This window comes from Nocardia sp. NPDC051756, assembly GCF_040681495.1.
Lineage (GTDB): Bacteria > Actinomycetota > Actinomycetes > Mycobacteriales > Mycobacteriaceae > Nocardia.
Map to the genome: position 1 here is coordinate 461952 of NZ_JBFAYV010000004.1, position 16669 is coordinate 478620.

The window sequence follows — 16669 nt, forward strand, 5'->3', positions numbered from 1 at the left end:
TGCGAGGATCTTTGGCGACGATTCCGGTCGGCTAGGGCAACTCTCGGCCGAAGTAGTGGCTTCCCGGTTCGTCGAGGTATAGGCCGAAGCCGGGGATGGGGTGGTAGCCGGCGGAGGTGTAGAGGTTGAGGGCTTCTGGTTGTTGGTCGGCGGTTTCCAGGACTATTCGGCGGCGGCCGGCGGTGGTTGCGCTGTGTTCTATGGCGGCTAGTAGTTGTCTGGATAGGCCGCGGCCGCGGAAATCTTTGGATACGTACATGCGCTTGAGTTCGGCGTCGCCGTCGCGGAATCCGGGTTCGTTGCCGTTGTGGGAGCGCCAGCCGGCGCAGGCGACGGGGGTTTCGTCGAGGTAGCCGACGAGGAATGCGCCGAGGGGTGGTTCGAATTGGGCGGGATCGGTCGGGGTGGCGTCGGGGCCGCCGTAGCGGAGGACGTACTCCTGTTGAAGCTCGGCGATCAGCTTCTGCGCATCCGGGCTGCCGTAGGCCCGTGCCACAAGATCCATAGCGAGAACGCTAGCGTGCGTGTCGAGCTAATTTTCCTCGGAATCGCACCTCACAATGCGGTCGTGAGTTGCTCCACTCCTGGTCCGGTCAGCGCGGCGAGTCCGGCGGTGCGTCCGGTCGCGACGAGCAGCAGATCACTCAGAGGCCCGCTGACTTCGGTGGGTCCATTGCCGCCGGTCCACTCCGTGTCCCTGGCCGTCAGTCGAATCCCGCGCAACCGTTTGCGCGCACCGTAGAACGGACTGCGCAGCACATGGTCGAGTGCCGCACATCCTTGCTCGGCAGGAACCGCCCGCACCCGCCCGAGCGGCCGCGCGACATCTTGCCCATGAATCAGCATGTCCACCAACGGATCCAACGGACTCGCCCCCGGCGAACGACGAGCCGACCCGGCCGACTCCCGCAGCTGCTCGATCAGCTCCGAAGAGGTGAACCGTGCGGCGTGGTTCCGGGCCTGGTCGGTGTTCATCCGATTCCAATCACCCCGCGCCCGGATGATCCCGACGAACGTTCCCCAAATAGTGTCCGTGCTGGACAGTGTGACGTGCGCGAGCACCTCGTGCACGGTCCAATCGGGGCACAGCGATCGCACGCCCCACTCGTGCTCGTCCAGCTCGGCAAAGAAGTCGGCGAGGCTGAGCCGTTCGGCTCGCACCCAGGCCAGGATCTGATCTCGGTCCACTGTGTCCTCCGGTTCGATGTCGTCACCGGTACTGACGATGCTCGCCGCCGAAATTCACCGCACAGTATTACGCGGCGGTGCGAGCACTGCCCGCACCGCCGCGTGCACCGGTCGCTCAGGAGCGCCCGACGACCTTCAGATCACCGGAGATGACGTTGCGCGTCATCGGCCGGGCGAGCATGTCGTGCGGGAAACCGAGTTGGATCGCGCTGGCTTGTTCCAGCCGAATCAGTTGTGCGGCATCGAATTCGACGTCGAGGGCACCGAGGTTGTCCTCCAACTGGGTGGCGGTGCGGGCGCCGATGATGGGCGAGGTGACCCCGGGATTGCGCAGCGTCCAGGCGAGCGCGACCTGCGCGGGCGTCTTGCCGAGCTCGGCGGCGACCTCCTTGACCACGTCGGCGATGTCGAGCGCCTGCTCGGTGAGCGAGCCCTGTGCGGCGACCACGTCCTTGCGGGTGCCTTCGGGCGAGCCCGCACCCTCGTGGACCAGGTCCGCGCGGGTGTACTTGCCGGTGAGCACGCCGCCGGCCAGCGGCGACCACGGGATCACGCCGAGGCCGAGCTCGCGGGCCATCGGAATGAGGTCGCGTTCGACGGTCCGCTCGGCCAGGCTGTATTCGATCTGCAAGGCGATCAGCGGCGACCAGCCACGCAGGTCGGCGATGGTCTGCATGCGCGCGACCTGCCAGGCCGGCGCATCGGAGATGCCGACGTAGAGCACCTTGCCGGAACGCACGAGATCGTCCATGCCACGCAGGATTTCGTCGACGGGGGTCATGAAATCCCAGGCGTGCAGGTAGAGCAGATCGATGTAGTCGGTGTTGAGCTTGCGCAGGCTCGCCTCGACCGAGGCGAACATGCTCTTGCGGTTGTTGCCACCGGAATTGGGATCGCCGGGGCGCCGCAGCATCGTGTATTTCGTTGCCAGCACCAGGCTTTCGCGATTGTCCGCGGTGAATTCGCCGAGCAGTTGCTCGGAGGTGCCGTTGGTGTACTGGCTGGCGGTGTCGATGAAGTTTCCACCGCGATCGAGGTAGGTGTCGAAGATCTTGCGCGCCTCGTCTTTATCGGCACCCCAACCCCAGTCGGCGCCGAAGGTCATCGTGCCGAGAGACAGCGGAGACACCCGAAGACCCGAGCGGCCGAGCAGCCGGTAGGTATCGAGGGTGAGGGCTCCGGACATGTCCAGCTCCTTTGTCGTTGGTGCGTCGTTGGTGATGAAACCCAGTCTGGAACGGCGCGAGGAGATGGGTAAGGGAAGCTTCTTCCTGGGAAAGCCAGTCCTATGCAGCCGTAATATCGAAGGCGATGACTGGAACGGTGAACGCGACGGGCGGCGCTGGCGCACGACCCAGCAGCAACGGCGGATCGGTGAGCGCCGCGAATCCGACCCATGAATTGGCGGCGTTCCTGCGGGACCGGCGCGAACGACTGATGCCGGGTGACCTCGGCCTGCCCGCGCGCAGGCAGGCGCGGCGCACGCCGGGGCTGCGGCGCGAGGAGGTGGCGGAGCTGGCGGGGGTCAGTACCGACTACATCGTCCGGCTGGAGCAGGGACGCGGGTTGCGTCCGTCCGCGGACGTGCTGGAGGCCTTGTCGAAGGCGCTGCGGCTGGATACCGACGAGCGCGCCTACCTGTTCGATCTGGCTCAGCAGCGGCAGCCGAACGCCGGCAAGCCGAGCACGGTGCCCGCGCCCGCGCTGGCCATGCTGGTGCACGATCTTTCGCCGTTACCGGCGATGCTGGTCAACCATCGCTACGACATCCTGGCCTGGAATCGGGAGATGGCGCGGCTGATCGTCGACTTCGACACGCTGCCGCCGCGGCATCGCAACACCATGTGGCTGTGTCTGATGGAGCCGAGCATGCGTGATTTCTACGTGGAGCGCGAGCGCATCATCCGCGAGGGCATCGCCGATCTGCGGGCGGCCTGGGCGGCCCATCCCGAGGACCAGGTGCTCAGCGATCTGATCGCCGAGTTCACCCGGAGCACGGAGTTCGCGCAGGCATGGGCTCAGCACGACGTGAAGGTGAACGGGCGCGGGGCCAAGCCGCTGCGCCATCCGATCGTCGGGCAAGTGGTGGTCAATTACGAGGTACTGATGCCGCTACAGGATCCTGACCAGCGCATCATCATCTATCGCGCGGCCGATGCGGATTCTCAGACGGCGCTGGACCGGCTTGCGGCCGATCCGGCGCCGTTGGTCGATCGGACATCGCCAGGACTCACTCCACAGAGCTGAGTACTAGCTCCTCTTCGTCTTCCTCGGACTCCTCATAGCGGCCCTCCCAGTCGTCGTACACAGGCACTTCGTCGTCCCGTGTGACCACCCATTCCAACGAGTAATTGCCCTCATCGTCGATGGGAACCATCACGTTCTCGATCTTCACCCCGAGGCCGAGGACCTCGGCGGCCCGGATCACATCGGGCAGATCCTCGCCACGGACCACGGTCTGATTGGCGTAAACGGTAACCATGCGCCGAATGGTAGCTGGAACCACCGACAGGCTGTGGGCCGATCCGGAATCCCTAGCGTGAACAGTGCGCTGACCGGGGGATGAGTACGACAAAAGCCGCCGTGGTCGTCGAGGCCACGGCGGCTGCGTCAATGCATGTGGTACCTGATCGGTACCGGGGAAATCAGATCTTGTTCAGAGCCAGCGCGAGGGCCGACTTCTTGTTGGCCGCCTGGTTGGCGTGGATGACGCCCTTCGAGGCAGCCTTGTCGAGCTTTCGGCTCGCGGTCTGGAGCTGCGCGGCGGCCTTTTCCTTGTCGCCGGCCGCGGCGGCTTCCCGGAAGCTGCGGATCGCGGTGCGCAGCGCGGACTTGACCGACTGGTTACGCTTGCGCGCTTCCTCGTTGGTACGGATCCGCTTCAACTGGGACTTGATGTTGGCCACGCCTGTTTCCTCGTGTTCCTGTCGCTGAGTGGTTTGTGCTGGAAAAGTTCTTACGCGTGCGTCGCACCCTGGATAAACGGGTAACGCAACGCCGAAGGTCGAGGATACCAGCCGCCGCTCGGCGCACGAAATCAGCACCGGACCGCCTCGGCGAAACGCACCGACCGGTCGGTGTATCGACCGGGGGATATCGCCGGTAGCGGACTAGTGATGCGAGAAATTTACCTGTGTCACACACAGCATTGCCGCTGCGTGTAGCACGATTTTTGCATGACTCCCGCCTCCCCGCTACGTTCGGCGCGATCCGCCGCGTCCGGACCGGTCGGTATGAACGGGCGGGCGGCCGGCAACGGCAAGGTCGCACCGCCCGGGTTATTCGAGGGTTACCGCCCCGGTCGCTATGCGAATGCGTTCGACGAGATGTTCGACGGTGCGGGCCGGGTGCGGCAGCCGTACAAGGGACTGTTCGCCGCGCTCGCGCCGATCGACGTGGCCGACCTCGCGGCGCGCGCGGCCGCGCTGGACCGCGCGTTCATCGATCAGGGCATCACCTTCTCGCTGTCCGGTCAGGAACGGCCGTTCCCGCTGGATCTGGTGCCGCGGGTGATCGCGGCCGCGGAGTGGGCCAAACTCGAGCGCGGCATCAAGCAGCGGGTGGTGGCGCTGGAGCTGTTCCTCGCCGATGTGTACGGCGAGCAGAACATCCTGCGGGATGAGGTGATACCGAAACGCCTGGTCACCTCGTGTCAGCACTTCCATCGCGAGGCCGCGGGGCTGGTGCCGCCGAACGGGGTGCGGATTCATGTGGCGGGGATCGATCTCATCCGGGACGAGCGCGGCGACTTCCGGGTGCTGGAGGACAATCTGCGGTCGCCGTCCGGCGTTTCGTATGTGATGGAGAACCGGCGGACCATGGCTCGGGTCTTCCCGGATCTGTTCTCCTCGCATCGGGTGCGGGCAGTCGGGGACTATCCGAGTCATCTGCTGGCGGCGCTGCGTGCGTCGGCCGCGCCGAACGAAGCCGATCCGACGGTGGTCGTGCTGACGCCCGGTGTGTACAACGCGGCATACTTCGAGCATTCGCTGTTGGCCAGGCAGATGGGCGTGGAGCTGGTCGAGGGGCGGGACCTGTTCTGCCGCGACAACGTTGTTTACATGCGGACCACCGCGGGTGAGCGTCAAGTGGACGTGATCTACCGCCGGATCGACGACACGTTCCTCGATCCCATGCATTTCCGGCCGGATTCGGTGCTCGGCGTCGCGGGACTGCTCAATGCGGCGCGGGCGGGGAATGTGGTCATCTCCAGTGCGGTCGGCAATGGTGTCGGAGACGACAAGCTGATCTACGCGTATGTGCCGACGATCATCGAGTACTACCTCAACGAGAAGCCGGTGCTGCCCAACGTCGACACCTACCGCTGCTGGCTCGACGACGAGCGCGCGGAGGTGCTCGATCGGATCGGCGAGTTGGTGGTCAAGCCGGTGGAGGGGTCCGGCGGGTACGGCATTGTCATCGGGCCGGATGCGTCGCCGCGCGAACTGGAGGCGTCGCGCCGGCGGATCAAGGCGGACCCGCGCGGGTGGGTCGCGCAGCCGGTGGTGCAGTTGTCGACGGTGCCGACGAAGGTCGGAAACGAGTTGGTGCCACGGCATGTCGATCTGCGGCCGTTCGCGGTCAACGACGGTGACGAGGTCTGGGTGTTGCCGGGTGGGCTGAGCCGGGTCGCGCTGCCGGAGGGGTCGCTGGTGGTCAATTCCAGCCAGGGTGGCGGGAGTAAGGACACCTGGGTGTTGTCCGGGCGGGATTCGCTGGCGGATCGGGAGTTGGCCGGGGCGGAGCTGGTCGGTGAACCGCCGCAGTCGGATTCGCGGGAGGTGGGGCGGGATCTGACCGCGTCGCAAGCGAATCAGCAACAGCAGCAACAACAGCAGGAGCAGCGGCAGTCACAACGCGGTCGACTATCGGTTCAGGAACAACGCCGGTCGCAAGGCGGGCAAACCCAACAGCAGCGGCAAGGGTGGTGATGCGCTGATGCTGGCCCGCAACGCGGAATCCCTCTACTGGATCGGCCGTTACGTCGAACGCGCTGACGACACCGCGCGCATCCTCGACGTCGCGGTGCATCAACTGCTCGAGGACGCCACCGTCGACCCGGACCGGACCTCGCGAGTCCTGTTGCGAGTCTTGGGTATCGAGCCGCCGGAAGGAACCCTGGACGTCTGGTCGGTCACCGACCTCGTCGCCTTCAGTCACGACGGTGGCTCGATCATCGACTCGATCGCCAACGCCCGCGAAAATGCCAGGGGCGCACGGGAAGTCACCTCCAGCGAGATGTGGGAGTGCTTGAACGCCACCTACATCGGCCTCGCGGTCGCCGAGAAGGCGGCCCGCAGCCTCGGCCCGCACGAGTTCTTCCACTACGTGCAGGACCGCGCGGCGATGTTCGCCGGGCTGTCCGACTCCACGCTCAGCCGCGACGACGGCTACCGCTTCCTACTACTCGGCCGCTCCATCGAACGCGTGGATATGACTGTCCGGCTGCTGCTTTCGCGCGCCGGCGACCGCACCTCCTCACCTGCCTGGGTGACCGTGCTGCGCTCGGCCGGCGCGCACGACACCTACCTGCGCACCCACCGCGGCGCACTCGACGCCAACCTGGTCGCCGAATTCATCCTGCTGGACCGCCTTTTCCCACGTTCGGTGTTCCATTCGGTGCGGGTGGCCGAAAACTGTTTGGCCGAACTGGATCAGCGGCCGAGCAGCCGGGTCGGGGCCAGGCACGAGGCGCAGCGGTTGCTCGGCCGTGCGCGCAGCGAGCTCGAATTCCTGCCGCCCGGTGTGCTGTTGGAGGACTTGCAGAACCGGCTGATGTCGTTGCAGAAGACTTGCCGCGAGGTGAGCGAGGCGATCGCGTTGCAGTACTTCCACGCGGCGCCGTGGGTGGCGTGGACCGACCTGCACCGCAATCGCAACGGCAACGTGCAGGTGGAGGGGGAGATATGAGCTGGCGAATCCGGGTGGTGCACACCACCGGTTATGTCTACGACGCGCCGGTCACCCGGTCGTTCAACGAGGCCCGGCTCACCCCGCGCGCGGACAGCAGGCAGAACGTGATCCTCAATCGGGTCGAGACGGAGCCGTCCACCCGCTCCTACCGCTACACCGACTACTGGGGGACCGCGGTCACGGCGTTCGATTTGCACGCTCCGCATACCGAATTGGAGGTCACCGGGTCGTCCGTCGTGGAGACCGAGCCGTTCGCCGGTCCGGCCGAGGAGTTGGACTGGGATGAATTGCGTGACGCGCGGATCGCCGATCGGTTCGACGAAATGCTCGCGCCCACTTCGTATGTGCCGAGCGATCGGAAGCTGACCGGTATCGCCAAGCAATTGGCGAAAGGATTGCCGCCGGCGAAAGCCGTTGTCCGCGCTGCGGAATGGGTGCACCGGGAAATGAATTATCTCGCCGGAACTACCTCGGTGCATACCTCGGCTGTGCAGGCTTTCGCCGCACGACAAGGCGTCTGTCAGGATTACGCGCACCTGACCCTGGTGCTGTTGCGCAGCATGGGCATTCCCAGTCGATACGTCTCCGGCTATCTGCATCCGAACCCGGCCGCCGACATCGGCGTGACCGTGGCCGGCCAGTCCCATGCCTGGGTAGAGGCCTGGACCGGCATGTGGTGGGGCTACGACCCGACCAACAACATCGCCATCAACGAACAACACATCTCCGTCGGTGTCGGCCGCGATTACGCGGATGTGCCGCCGTTGAAAGGCATTTTCTCCGGCGGCGGCTCCACCGATCTCGAGGTCGTTGTAGAGATCACCCGACTCGCGTAGCGTCCGTCATATAAACCGTTGATCTTGAACGGCACTGTTTCTCAGCGATACCACGGCTGGCAATAGCTACTTGTCTGGAACGCGGAAGGTGGACAGATGTCAACGGCTCAGGAATTCGTCGAAGAGGTCACCGAGTACGGGCCCATTACCGACAGCAAGAAATGGGGCGCCGAAGCGCTCGGCACGTTTGTCCTGGTGATGGGCGGTGTCGGCACGGCCGTGCTGGCCGGGCCGCGAGTCGGGGCGCTGGGCGTGGCGTTGGCCTTCGGGCTCACGCTGCTGTTTCTCGTCTACGCGATCGGGCCGATCTCCGGCTGCCACGTGAATCCCGCGGTGACGGTGGGGCATCTGCTGCTCGGCCGGATCAGCGTGGTCACGGCGGTGGGCTATTGGATCGCGCAGTTGATCGGCGGGTTCCTGGCCGGGCTGGTGTTGTTCGCGCTGGCGAAGAACCTGCCGTCCTATGACCGCGCGGCCGACGGGCTCGGCGCGAACGGCTGGGGGCATCACAGTCCGTCGGCGTTGAAGGGACCGATGGGTGAGGTGGTGCTGGAGAACGGGTACGGGCTGGCCGCGATGATCATCATCGAGGTCATGCTGACCGCGCTGCTGGTGTTCGTGGTGCTCGCCTCGACCGATCAGCTCTCCGATGTGCCGCTGGCCGGCCTGTCGATCGGCGTCACGCTGGCGGTCATCCACCTGATCTCGATCCCGGTGGACAACACCTCGGTCAACCCGGCCCGCAGCCTCGCCGTCGCGCCCTATCAGGACGGTGCGATGGGGCAGGTCTGGGCGTTCGTGGTGTTCCCGCTGATCGGCGGCGCGCTGGGTGCGCTGGTGTACGGCCTGCTGTTCGGCCGTTCGCGCAACCTGCTCTCCTGAGCTGAACCCGACGGGCCTGCCGACCACGGGTCGGTGGGCCCGTTGCTATTTCGTATTCGACTCAGTGCCAAGCGTATTCGGCGCACAGCCGGTGGGCGACGAGGTCGAAGGTCTTGCGCTCCAGGATCGCTCCCTCGCGGCGGATGCCGGCTTCCGGCACGTCCAGCACCCGGTCCAACCGGACCCAGCTCGGCCTGCCCTCGGCATCCCAATTGCCGCTGCCGATGCCGACCCAGTTCGGGTCGTGCGCCCGGTCGGCCTTCGACGACAGCATCAGGCCGAGCAGCGTCCGGCGATCGCGGCCGACCACCAGCACCGGTCGGTCCTTGCCGTTGCTCGGATCCTCTTCGAACGGCACCCAGGTCCAGACGATCTCACCGGGATCGGCGCGGCCGTCCAACTGCGGCGAGTACACGATCTGGCGGGCGCGCTCGGCCGTCGGCACCGGGGTGGACGCGGTCGGGCGCACCTTCACCGCGGGCGTCCGCCGCGCGGACAGCGAACCGACCAGCCGCTCCACCAGCTTCGGTCCCTGCTGCCTGACGATCTTGGGACCCTGCTCCTTCGCGATAAGTCCGAGCTGCTTGCCGAGGGAGTTCCAACTTCGGGCCATATTCGCAATATAACGGCGCATCGCCGTCTTCTCACCCGCGCCGCGACCGCCCTCGGCGAACTACGAATGTGCCGATCTGGGCTCGTGCTGCTGTGTCGGGGGATCAGGCCCGGCAATGGCCCTCGCGAGCAGGGATGAAGCCGAGTCGGCGGCGCTGTCCGAGTCATAGCCATCCGGCACCGAATGTGTCAGCGCACACTGCGTGCGAGCGGGTCGCACCACACTTCGCCACACCGCTGGCGGGAGCTTCGTACTGCTCATGGGACGATAGACGGCAGTTTGCCAATACCCTGAGGAGTGGAGTGCCCGCCAGCTTCGCCGACACGACGTTCACCGATCCGTCGCGGATCCGGAACTTCTGCATCATCGCGCACATCGATCACGGCAAGTCGACGCTGGCCGATCGGATGCTGCAACTGACCGGTGTGGTCGAGGAGCGGGCGATGCGCGCCCAATACCTGGACCGGATGGATATCGAGCGCGAGCGCGGCATCACCATCAAGGCACAGAACGTGCGGCTGCCGTGGCAGGTCGACGGCACCGATTACGTGCTGCACCTGATCGATACGCCGGGCCACGTCGACTTCACCTACGAGGTGTCGCGCGCGCTGGAGGCGTGTGAGGGCGCGGTGCTGCTGGTCGACGCGGCGCAGGGCATCGAGGCGCAGACGCTGGCGAACCTGTACCTGGCGCTGGACAAGGATCTGACGATCATCCCGGTGCTCAACAAGATCGACCTGCCCGCCGCGGACCCGGACCGCTACGCCGGCGAGATCGCGCACATCATCGGCTGCGAACCCGATGACGTGCTGCGGGTCTCGGGCAAGACCGGTGTCGGCGTGACCGAACTGCTCAACGAGGTGATCAAGACGGTGCCCGCGCCGGTCGGCAACGCCGACGCGCCGGCTCGCGCGATGATCTTCGACTCGGTCTACGACACCTACCGCGGCGTCGTCACCTATGTCCGCGTGGTGGACGGCAGGCTCACACCGCGCGAGAAGATCAAGATGATGTCCACCGGCGCCACGCACGAGATGCTGGAGATCGGCATCGTCTCGCCGGAGCCCAAGCCGACCCAGGGACTCGGCGTCGGCGAGGTGGGTTACCTGATCACCGGCGTGAAGGACGTGCGTCAGTCGAAGGTCGGTGACACGGTCACCGCCGCGCGCAACGGCGCCACCGAACCGCTCGTCGGCTACCGCGAGCCGCGCCCGATGGTGTACTCGGGTCTGTACCCGGTCGACGGCTCCGACTACCCGGACCTGCGCGACGCGCTGGAGAAGTTGCAGCTCAACGATGCCGCGCTGACCTACGAGCCGGAAACCTCGGTGGCGCTGGGCTTCGGCTTCCGCTGTGGCTTCCTCGGTCTGCTGCACATGGAGATCACCCGCGAGCGGTTGCAGCGCGAGTTCGATCTGGACCTGATCTCCACCGCGCCCAACGTGGTCTACACCGTAGAGATGGAAGACGGCAGCAAGCACGTCGTCACCAATCCGTCGTACTGGCCGGAGGGCAAGGTCCGGCACGTCTACGAACCGATGGTGAAGTGCACCGTCATCTCGCCGAGCGAGTTCATCGGCTCGATCATGGAGCTGTGCCAGAGCCGGCGCGGCGAGCTCGGCGGCATGGACTACCTGTCCGAGACCCGCGTCGAGCTGCGCTACACCATGCCGATGGCGGAGATCATCTTCGACTTCTTCGACTCGCTGAAGTCGCGCACCCGCGGTTACGCCAGCCTCGACTACGAGGAGACCGGCGTGCAGGACGCGGCGCTGGTCAAGGTCGACATCCTGTTGCAGGGCGAGGCCGTCGACGCGTTCAGCGCGATCGTGCACAAGGACGCCGCGCAGGCCTACGGCAACAAGATGACCACCAAGCTGCGCGAACTCATCCCGCGCCAGCAGTTCGAGGTGCCCATCCAGGCCGCCATCGGCTCGAAAATCATTGCCCGCGAGAACATCCGCGCCATCCGCAAGGACGTGCTGGCCAAGTGCTACGGCGGCGACATCAGCCGTAAGCGCAAGCTGCTGGAGAAGCAGAAGGAAGGCAAGAAGCGGATGAAGACCATCGGCCGCGTCGAGGTCCCGCAGGAAGCCTTCGTGGCCGCGCTGTCCTCGGACGCCGCGTCGGACAAGCCGAAGGGCAAGTAGGCCTCAGCTCGACGGTTGCGCGGCGATCCGGACCTGGAGCCGGACGCCGCCCAGCGGGCTCTGCGCGAGTTCGGCGGTGCCGGAGTGGAGTTCGGCCTGCTGGCGGACCAGGGCCAAGCCGAGGCCGGAGCCGGGGGAGCCGGGGCCTTTGACGAAACGGTCGAAGGCGTTGGGGGACAAGGATTCCGGGATGCCCGCGCCGTCGTCGTCGATGAGGATGTCCAGTTGGTCTGCGCCGGAACGGTTTACCGAGATGCGGACGGTATCGGCCTTGCCGTGCTGCACGGCGTTCGCGACCGCGTTGGTGACGATGAGCATGAGTCCGCCGGGCAGGCCGGTCACCATGACGGGCTCGCATTCGGTGAGTTCGACGTGGGCGGCGGGGTGCCTGCGTTGCGCGTCTTGAGCTGCGCGGTCGAGGGTTTCGCACAGGTCGAACGGTTCGAAGACGTCGGGCTCGGTGAGTTCGCCGACGGCGAGGCGTTCGAGATCGGTGAGGGTGTTCTCGATCTGCTGTTCGGCGAAGAGCACCTCGTTGAGGATGGCGCCGCGCTGTTCGGCGGGAATCTCCTTGGTGGCCAGCACTTGCAGGTCGGTGCGCAACGCGGTGAGCGGGGTGCGCAGCTCGTGCGCGCAGACGGCGGCGAAATCGCGGGCGCTGGTGAGGGCGTGGTTGGTCGCGCGGTGCGCGGCTTCGAGGCGGGTGAGCATGCGGGTGATGGCGTCGGAGAGTTCCTCGGCTTCCCGTGCGCCACGGCCGGATAGCGGTGGGAGTTCTTCGAGGGTGTCGATGCCGTGGGTGGCGGTGGCCAGCCTGCGCAGCGGGCGGGCGGCGTAACCGGCCAGGGCCCAGCCGAGTAGCGCGGCGGTCAGCGCGCCGGCGACGCCGATGCCGAGTCCGATGAGCTGGCTGCGGTGGATGGCGGAGGCGACGACATCGCGGTCGGGGTCCAGCGAGACGAGCACGCCCGGGAGTCCGTCGACCCGGGTGATCGCCACGTCGGGCGGCAGGTCACCGCGCTCAGCGGTCACCGCGGCATCGGGGATCGTGGCTCCCGCGGTCGGCGCCTCGGTGGCGTATCCGGGGGCATCGGCGGGCATCGGCGGCGACGGTGGTGTGAGAGCCGCCGCGGGTGGCCCCGGAACCCGTTCCGCCGGAACACCTTTCAACGGTGGGGCGACCCGCACCGCCATCGACGAGACCGTATCGTCCAACTGCCGCTCACCGGTCGCGTTCAGCAACGCGGCGAACGTGATGGTCAGCGTGAGCGCGACGAGCGCCGCGACCACACCGGAGACCAGTGCCACCCGGGTGCGCAGCGACGGTGACCTTTTCACGGCTGCTCCCGTAGGACGAACCCGACACCGCGCACCGTGTGCACCACCCGCGGCGCGCCGGGCGCCTCCAGCTTGCGCCGCAGATACGAGACGAACACGTCGACCACGTTGGTGTCGGTGGCGAAGTCGTAACCCCATACCGTGGCCAGGATCTGCTCGCGGCCGAGCACGATGCCCGGGTTGTCGGCGAGCATGGCGAGCACCTCGAATTCTCGTTTGGTCAGGTCGACCGGGGTGCCCGCGGCCAGCACCCGGTGCCCGGCCAGGTCGATCTGCACCTGGCCGACCCGCACCTGCGTGTCCGGTCGTTCGGTGATGACCCGGCGGCGCAGCAGCGCGCGCAGCCGGGCGACCAGTTCGCCCAGGTCGAAGGGCTTGGTGAGGTAGTCGTCGGCGCCGCGTTCGAGGCAGGCGATGCGGTCGGTCACGGCGCTGCGCGCGCTGAGCACGCAGATCGGGATGTCGTTGCCCATCGCGCGCAACGCCGTGACCACGCCTTCACCGTCCAGCGTCGGCATGTTCACGTCCAACACCATGGCGTCGGGCGAGGTGCTGCGCACCATCGCCAGCGCCTCGGCGCCGTCGCCCGCGGTGACTACCTCGAAATCGGAGAGTTCCAACCCGCGTCGCAGCGACGCGAGCACACGAACCTCGTCGTCCACGACCAAGATCCGGTGTCCGGTCATGGATCAACATTAGTCCCGGCCGGTCAGCGGACGCTGGCGACGACGCACCCCGGCTCGTCGGCCGGAACTCCGGGGTAGGTCAGGGCCGGCGCGGAGGGGACGGCGTCGAGCGGGGTGGCGGGCACCGCGCCGGGCGGCAGATCGCCGCGCTCGATGGTGACCCACGGACCCTGCTCGCCCTCACCGTGGGTGATCACCACCGATCCGTCCGGACCGATCTCGGGGCACTCGATGAGTTCGCCGGGGACCGGATCGATCGCGAGATAGGGGCCCGGCTGCGTCGGCATGGGCGGCGGTCCCGGCTGTGCCGAGGCGGCGCCCGCCATGCCCGCGATCAGGGCTGCGGTGAGCGCGGTGCCGCTGAGCACGGCCGCGACCCGGCGTCCGATGAGTGCAGTCATGAGGGGTGACTCCTTCAGATCGATGCTGTCGTCCGACTGGTCCGACGAAATCGACGGTAGGCAAAGGATCTTCACCACTTGTTGAGCAATCGTTAGAGAACTCTTAGGGTCTGGAAGACCTTCGTGCGACGCGGCTGCGGGGCAGCAGAATCTGACCTGGTCATGGTGCAAATTTGAGGCCGCGTACGGTCGGATAACCCACTAGAAATAGGGCTTCCGTTCTGGTTTTCGGGATGGCAAGGTTGTGTTGCTCGCCACCTGTGGAGTCTCTACAGTCCTGCAGAATGTGACAGTCGGGTTTTCCCGAAATAGTGTTAGGTGATCTTCACTCGGTCTGGCCGGCCGGTGCGGATGGTTGCTGGAAACCCGAGATGGAGCTTTCATGACGCGTGACCTGCCCTTCGATGACGACGCCACCGAGGCAGCCGAGCGCACGGGTGACACCGCCTATCGAGTGGCCACCGGCGTCGCGCGGGTAGCCAGGGCAGGCGCGTATGTCACCGGCGGCGCGCTGGTTGCGGCGAACGGCGGCGGCGTCCCGGCGCACCCCGGTTCCTCGCACGCGGACAGCCGCAACGCGGGCTGGGCGCACAACAGCGATCCCGACTCCGACATCCCCTCCCCGGTGATCACCTTCCCGGACCAGGTCGTCGAGCCCGCCCCGCTGCCGCACGGCGGCAACTCGACCGTTTCGCACAACACTCCCGGCTTCGGCCTGCCCGGCGCCAACCCCGGTGGCGCGAACCTGCCGCTGCCGACCCTCGGCGGCGACTACAACGGCACCGACGCGGGCTTCGCGCTGCCCGGCACCGATGCGGGCCAGTCCGGCATGGGCCTGCCGAGCCTGCCCGGCGGTCCGTCGGGTCAGCACGGCATGGAACTGCCGGGCACCTCCGGTCCGTCGAGCCAGTCGGGCTTCGGCCTGCCGGGTACGACCCCCGGTGAGTCCGGGATGGGCCTGCCGGGTTCGACCGGCGGCATCGGCCTGCCCGGCACGGAGGCCGGCCCGTCCAACGGCTTCGGCCTGCCGGGCACCGGCGGCGGCGCGGCCAACGACCTCGACCTGCCCGGTGGTCACGGCTTCGGCCTGCCCGGCCACGGACTCGGCCAGGCCGGGCACGGCTTCGGCCTGCCGGGCGCGAACGGCTTCGTCGCACCGGGTTCCGGCGCCTTCGACCTGCCCGGCTCGCACGCGGCCTCGACCGCGGGCACCGGCCCGTTCGACGGAGTCGGCGACGGCGGCGGTGACCCGCTCGGCATCTTCGTCGGCACCCAGTGGTCGGTCGACTTCGGCATCGGCCCGCAGGGCATCTACTTCAACTCCGAGATGAAGGTCGACGCGGGCATCGGCCACGTGGGCGATCAGCTCGACCAGTTCACCGACTTCCTCGGCAGCGGCCTGCACGTGCCCGACGGCAGCGGCCGCTCGGTGACCGATCCGAACGTGGCCGGCCACGGCCTGCCCGGCGCGGTCGGCGGACTCACCACCGCGACCCCGTCCTCGCCGCACCACTCGAACCATTCGCACGCCACGGCGCCGGCCGCCACCACGCAGCCGATCGTGCAGCCGCTCGCCACGCCCGCCCCGGTCGTGGCCGCGGCCGCGCCCGTGGCGACCGCCGCGGTCGCGCCGGTCGTCGTGGCGCCGGTGGCGACCGCCGCGCCCGTGGTCGCCCCGCCGGTCGTCGCCGCGACCCCGTTGCAGACCACGATCCAGCCGGACGTCGCGACCACGCCGATCGCGAATGTCTATACGGCGCCGCAGGGTCCGTCCGTGCTGACCGTGCCCGCCGCCGCCACGCCCGCGCTGTTCGATCAGGCCCGGCCGACGCCGGTGGTGAAGCCGACCCCGGTGACCGACCCGGCGAAGCACTCGGACAGCTCGGTCACCACGCCGAACACGCCGACCACCATCACCAAGACCGTTCCGGTCCCGACGGTGCCCACCGACGTGACCACGCCGAGCGTCCCGAAGACGCCGGACGTCACCACGAAGGTGCCGGGTGCCGGTCATCCGTCGACCTCGCCCGGCGGCATCACCACCGGTCCGGACGTGCCGACCACCAAGGTCCCGGTGACCACGGGCAGCCAGCCGACGCACACCCCGACCACCCCGTCCGACGACGACGTGACCACGCCGGGCACCACCGGGCCGAGCACCGGCCACGGCGGCACCAGCGGCGGCGCGACCACCCAGCCGACCGTGCCGACCAAGGACGTGCCGACCGCGACTCAGCCGGAGCCGTCCGTGCCGACCCGCGACGTGCCCACCGCGGACGTGCCGACGGCCGACATGCCGACCTCGGTCCCGACCCACGACGTGCCGGTGCCGACTCACGACGTGCCGACCTTCCAGAACCCCGCGCCGACCCAGGCGCCGGTGCCCACGTACAAGCCGCCGACGACGATCGATCCGAAGCCGCACGCCATCGCCGATCCGATCAACAGCACCCACATGGTCGACACGACCATGGTGCCGATCCAGGATCACGCCTACTACACCGACCACTCGACCCTCGCGGTCGCGGCCGGCGGCGGTCTGTCCGGCGGCCTGCTGCCGGAATCGACGATGGCCGAGACCCACCACATGGTGCCGGGCGGCTTGGACATAGCGTTGATGTAACCGAGCTTGTGGTGACCAAGGGGTCGCAGGGGGCGTCCA

General features: G+C 67.5%; 16 protein-coding genes. 7 read left to right on the forward strand and 9 right to left on the reverse strand.

What is annotated here, in order from left to right; genetic code table 11:
• Nucleotides 1–31: 31 nt before the first annotated feature.
• From AB0M22_RS19115 to AB0M22_RS19125, 3 genes are all read right to left on the reverse strand, one after another.
• The gene (locus tag AB0M22_RS19115) at nucleotides 32–505 is read right to left on the reverse strand and encodes a GNAT family N-acetyltransferase (protein WP_364728120.1); all 474 of its coding nucleotides are present in this window, start codon (nucleotides 503–505) and stop codon (nucleotides 32–34) included.
• Between the two features lie 50 nt (nucleotides 506–555).
• The gene (locus AB0M22_RS19120) at nucleotides 556–1188 is read right to left on the reverse strand and encodes a maleylpyruvate isomerase family mycothiol-dependent enzyme (protein WP_364728122.1); all 633 of its coding nucleotides are present in this window, start codon (nucleotides 1186–1188) and stop codon (nucleotides 556–558) included.
• A gap of 115 nt (nucleotides 1189–1303) precedes the next feature.
• Nucleotides 1304–2374, reverse strand: coding sequence for an aldo/keto reductase (locus tag AB0M22_RS19125; protein WP_364728125.1), 1071 nt, complete (start codon nucleotides 2372–2374; stop codon nucleotides 1304–1306).
• A gap of 125 nt (nucleotides 2375–2499) precedes the next feature.
• On the opposite strand from AB0M22_RS19125, the gene AB0M22_RS19130 reads away from it, so the two are divergent.
• Nucleotides 2500–3435 carry a helix-turn-helix transcriptional regulator gene (locus tag AB0M22_RS19130; protein WP_364728128.1) on the forward strand — a complete coding sequence of 312 codons (936 nt, stop codon included), beginning with the start codon at nucleotides 2500–2502 and terminating at the stop codon, nucleotides 3433–3435.
• On the opposite strand, the gene AB0M22_RS19135 is transcribed toward AB0M22_RS19130, so the two are convergent.
• Together AB0M22_RS19135 and rpsT are read right to left on the reverse strand one after the other, a co-directional pair.
• Nucleotides 3419–3670 (reverse strand): hypothetical protein, encoded by a 252-nt coding sequence (locus AB0M22_RS19135; RefSeq protein ID WP_150403050.1) that lies wholly within the window; start codon nucleotides 3668–3670, stop codon nucleotides 3419–3421. The two genes, AB0M22_RS19130 and AB0M22_RS19135, sit on opposite strands and share 17 nt — an antisense overlap.
• Before the next feature lie 163 nt (nucleotides 3671–3833).
• Nucleotides 3834–4094, reverse strand: coding sequence for a 30S ribosomal protein S20 (gene rpsT / locus AB0M22_RS19140; RefSeq protein ID WP_364728132.1), 261 nt, complete (start codon nucleotides 4092–4094; stop codon nucleotides 3834–3836).
• Between the two features lie 327 nt (nucleotides 4095–4421).
• Between rpsT and AB0M22_RS19145 the strand changes: the two genes are divergently transcribed.
• From AB0M22_RS19145 to AB0M22_RS19160, 4 genes are all read left to right on the forward strand, one after another.
• A complete protein-coding gene (locus AB0M22_RS19145; RefSeq protein ID WP_364729803.1) occupies nucleotides 4422–6119 on the forward strand; it encodes a circularly permuted type 2 ATP-grasp protein in 1698 nt (565 codons plus the stop codon).
• Between the two features lie 7 nt (nucleotides 6120–6126).
• Entirely contained in the window at nucleotides 6127–7098 is a 972-nt protein-coding gene (locus AB0M22_RS19150) for an alpha-E domain-containing protein (RefSeq protein WP_364728135.1), read from the forward strand.
• Nucleotides 7095–7937 carry a transglutaminase family protein gene (locus AB0M22_RS19155; protein ID WP_364728137.1) on the forward strand — a complete coding sequence of 281 codons (843 nt, stop codon included), beginning with the start codon at nucleotides 7095–7097 and terminating at the stop codon, nucleotides 7935–7937. Before AB0M22_RS19150 ends, AB0M22_RS19155 begins: the two co-directional genes overlap by 4 nt.
• A 96-nt stretch (nucleotides 7938–8033) precedes the next feature.
• On the forward strand, nucleotides 8034–8819 hold the full coding sequence (locus AB0M22_RS19160) for an aquaporin (protein ID WP_150403048.1): 786 nt from the start codon (nucleotides 8034–8036) through the stop codon (nucleotides 8817–8819).
• A 61-nt stretch (nucleotides 8820–8880) separates the two neighbouring features.
• Here AB0M22_RS19160 and AB0M22_RS19165 read toward each other — a convergent pair whose 3' ends face one another.
• A complete protein-coding gene (locus tag AB0M22_RS19165) occupies nucleotides 8881–9432 on the reverse strand; it encodes a type II toxin-antitoxin system PemK/MazF family toxin (RefSeq protein ID WP_364728141.1) in 552 nt (183 codons plus the stop codon).
• 302 nt (nucleotides 9433–9734) lie between these two features.
• Between AB0M22_RS19165 and lepA the strand changes: the two genes are divergently transcribed.
• Entirely contained in the window at nucleotides 9735–11582 is a 1848-nt protein-coding gene (lepA, locus tag AB0M22_RS19170; protein WP_364728144.1) for a translation elongation factor 4, read from the forward strand.
• 3 nt (nucleotides 11583–11585) lie between these two features.
• Here lepA and AB0M22_RS19175 read toward each other — a convergent pair whose 3' ends face one another.
• From AB0M22_RS19175 to AB0M22_RS19185, 3 genes are read right to left on the reverse strand one after another with little or no spacing between them, the layout of a single operon-like run.
• Nucleotides 11586–12920 carry a HAMP domain-containing sensor histidine kinase gene (locus tag AB0M22_RS19175; protein ID WP_364728148.1) on the reverse strand — a complete coding sequence of 445 codons (1335 nt, stop codon included), beginning with the start codon at nucleotides 12918–12920 and terminating at the stop codon, nucleotides 11586–11588.
• The gene (locus tag AB0M22_RS19180) at nucleotides 12917–13606 is read right to left on the reverse strand and encodes a response regulator transcription factor (protein ID WP_364728151.1); all 690 of its coding nucleotides are present in this window, start codon (nucleotides 13604–13606) and stop codon (nucleotides 12917–12919) included. The genes AB0M22_RS19175 and AB0M22_RS19180 overlap by 4 nt, the downstream gene beginning before the upstream one ends.
• Nucleotides 13607–13629: 23 nt before the next feature.
• On the reverse strand, nucleotides 13630–14007 hold the full coding sequence (locus AB0M22_RS19185) for a hypothetical protein (RefSeq protein ID WP_364728153.1): 378 nt from the start codon (nucleotides 14005–14007) through the stop codon (nucleotides 13630–13632).
• 382 nt (nucleotides 14008–14389) lie between these two features.
• Here AB0M22_RS19185 and AB0M22_RS19190 point away from each other — a divergent pair, with 382 nt between their 5' ends.
• Nucleotides 14390–16630, forward strand: coding sequence for a hypothetical protein (locus AB0M22_RS19190; RefSeq protein ID WP_364728156.1), 2241 nt, complete (start codon nucleotides 14390–14392; stop codon nucleotides 16628–16630).
• Nucleotides 16631–16669: the final 39 nt, after the last annotated feature.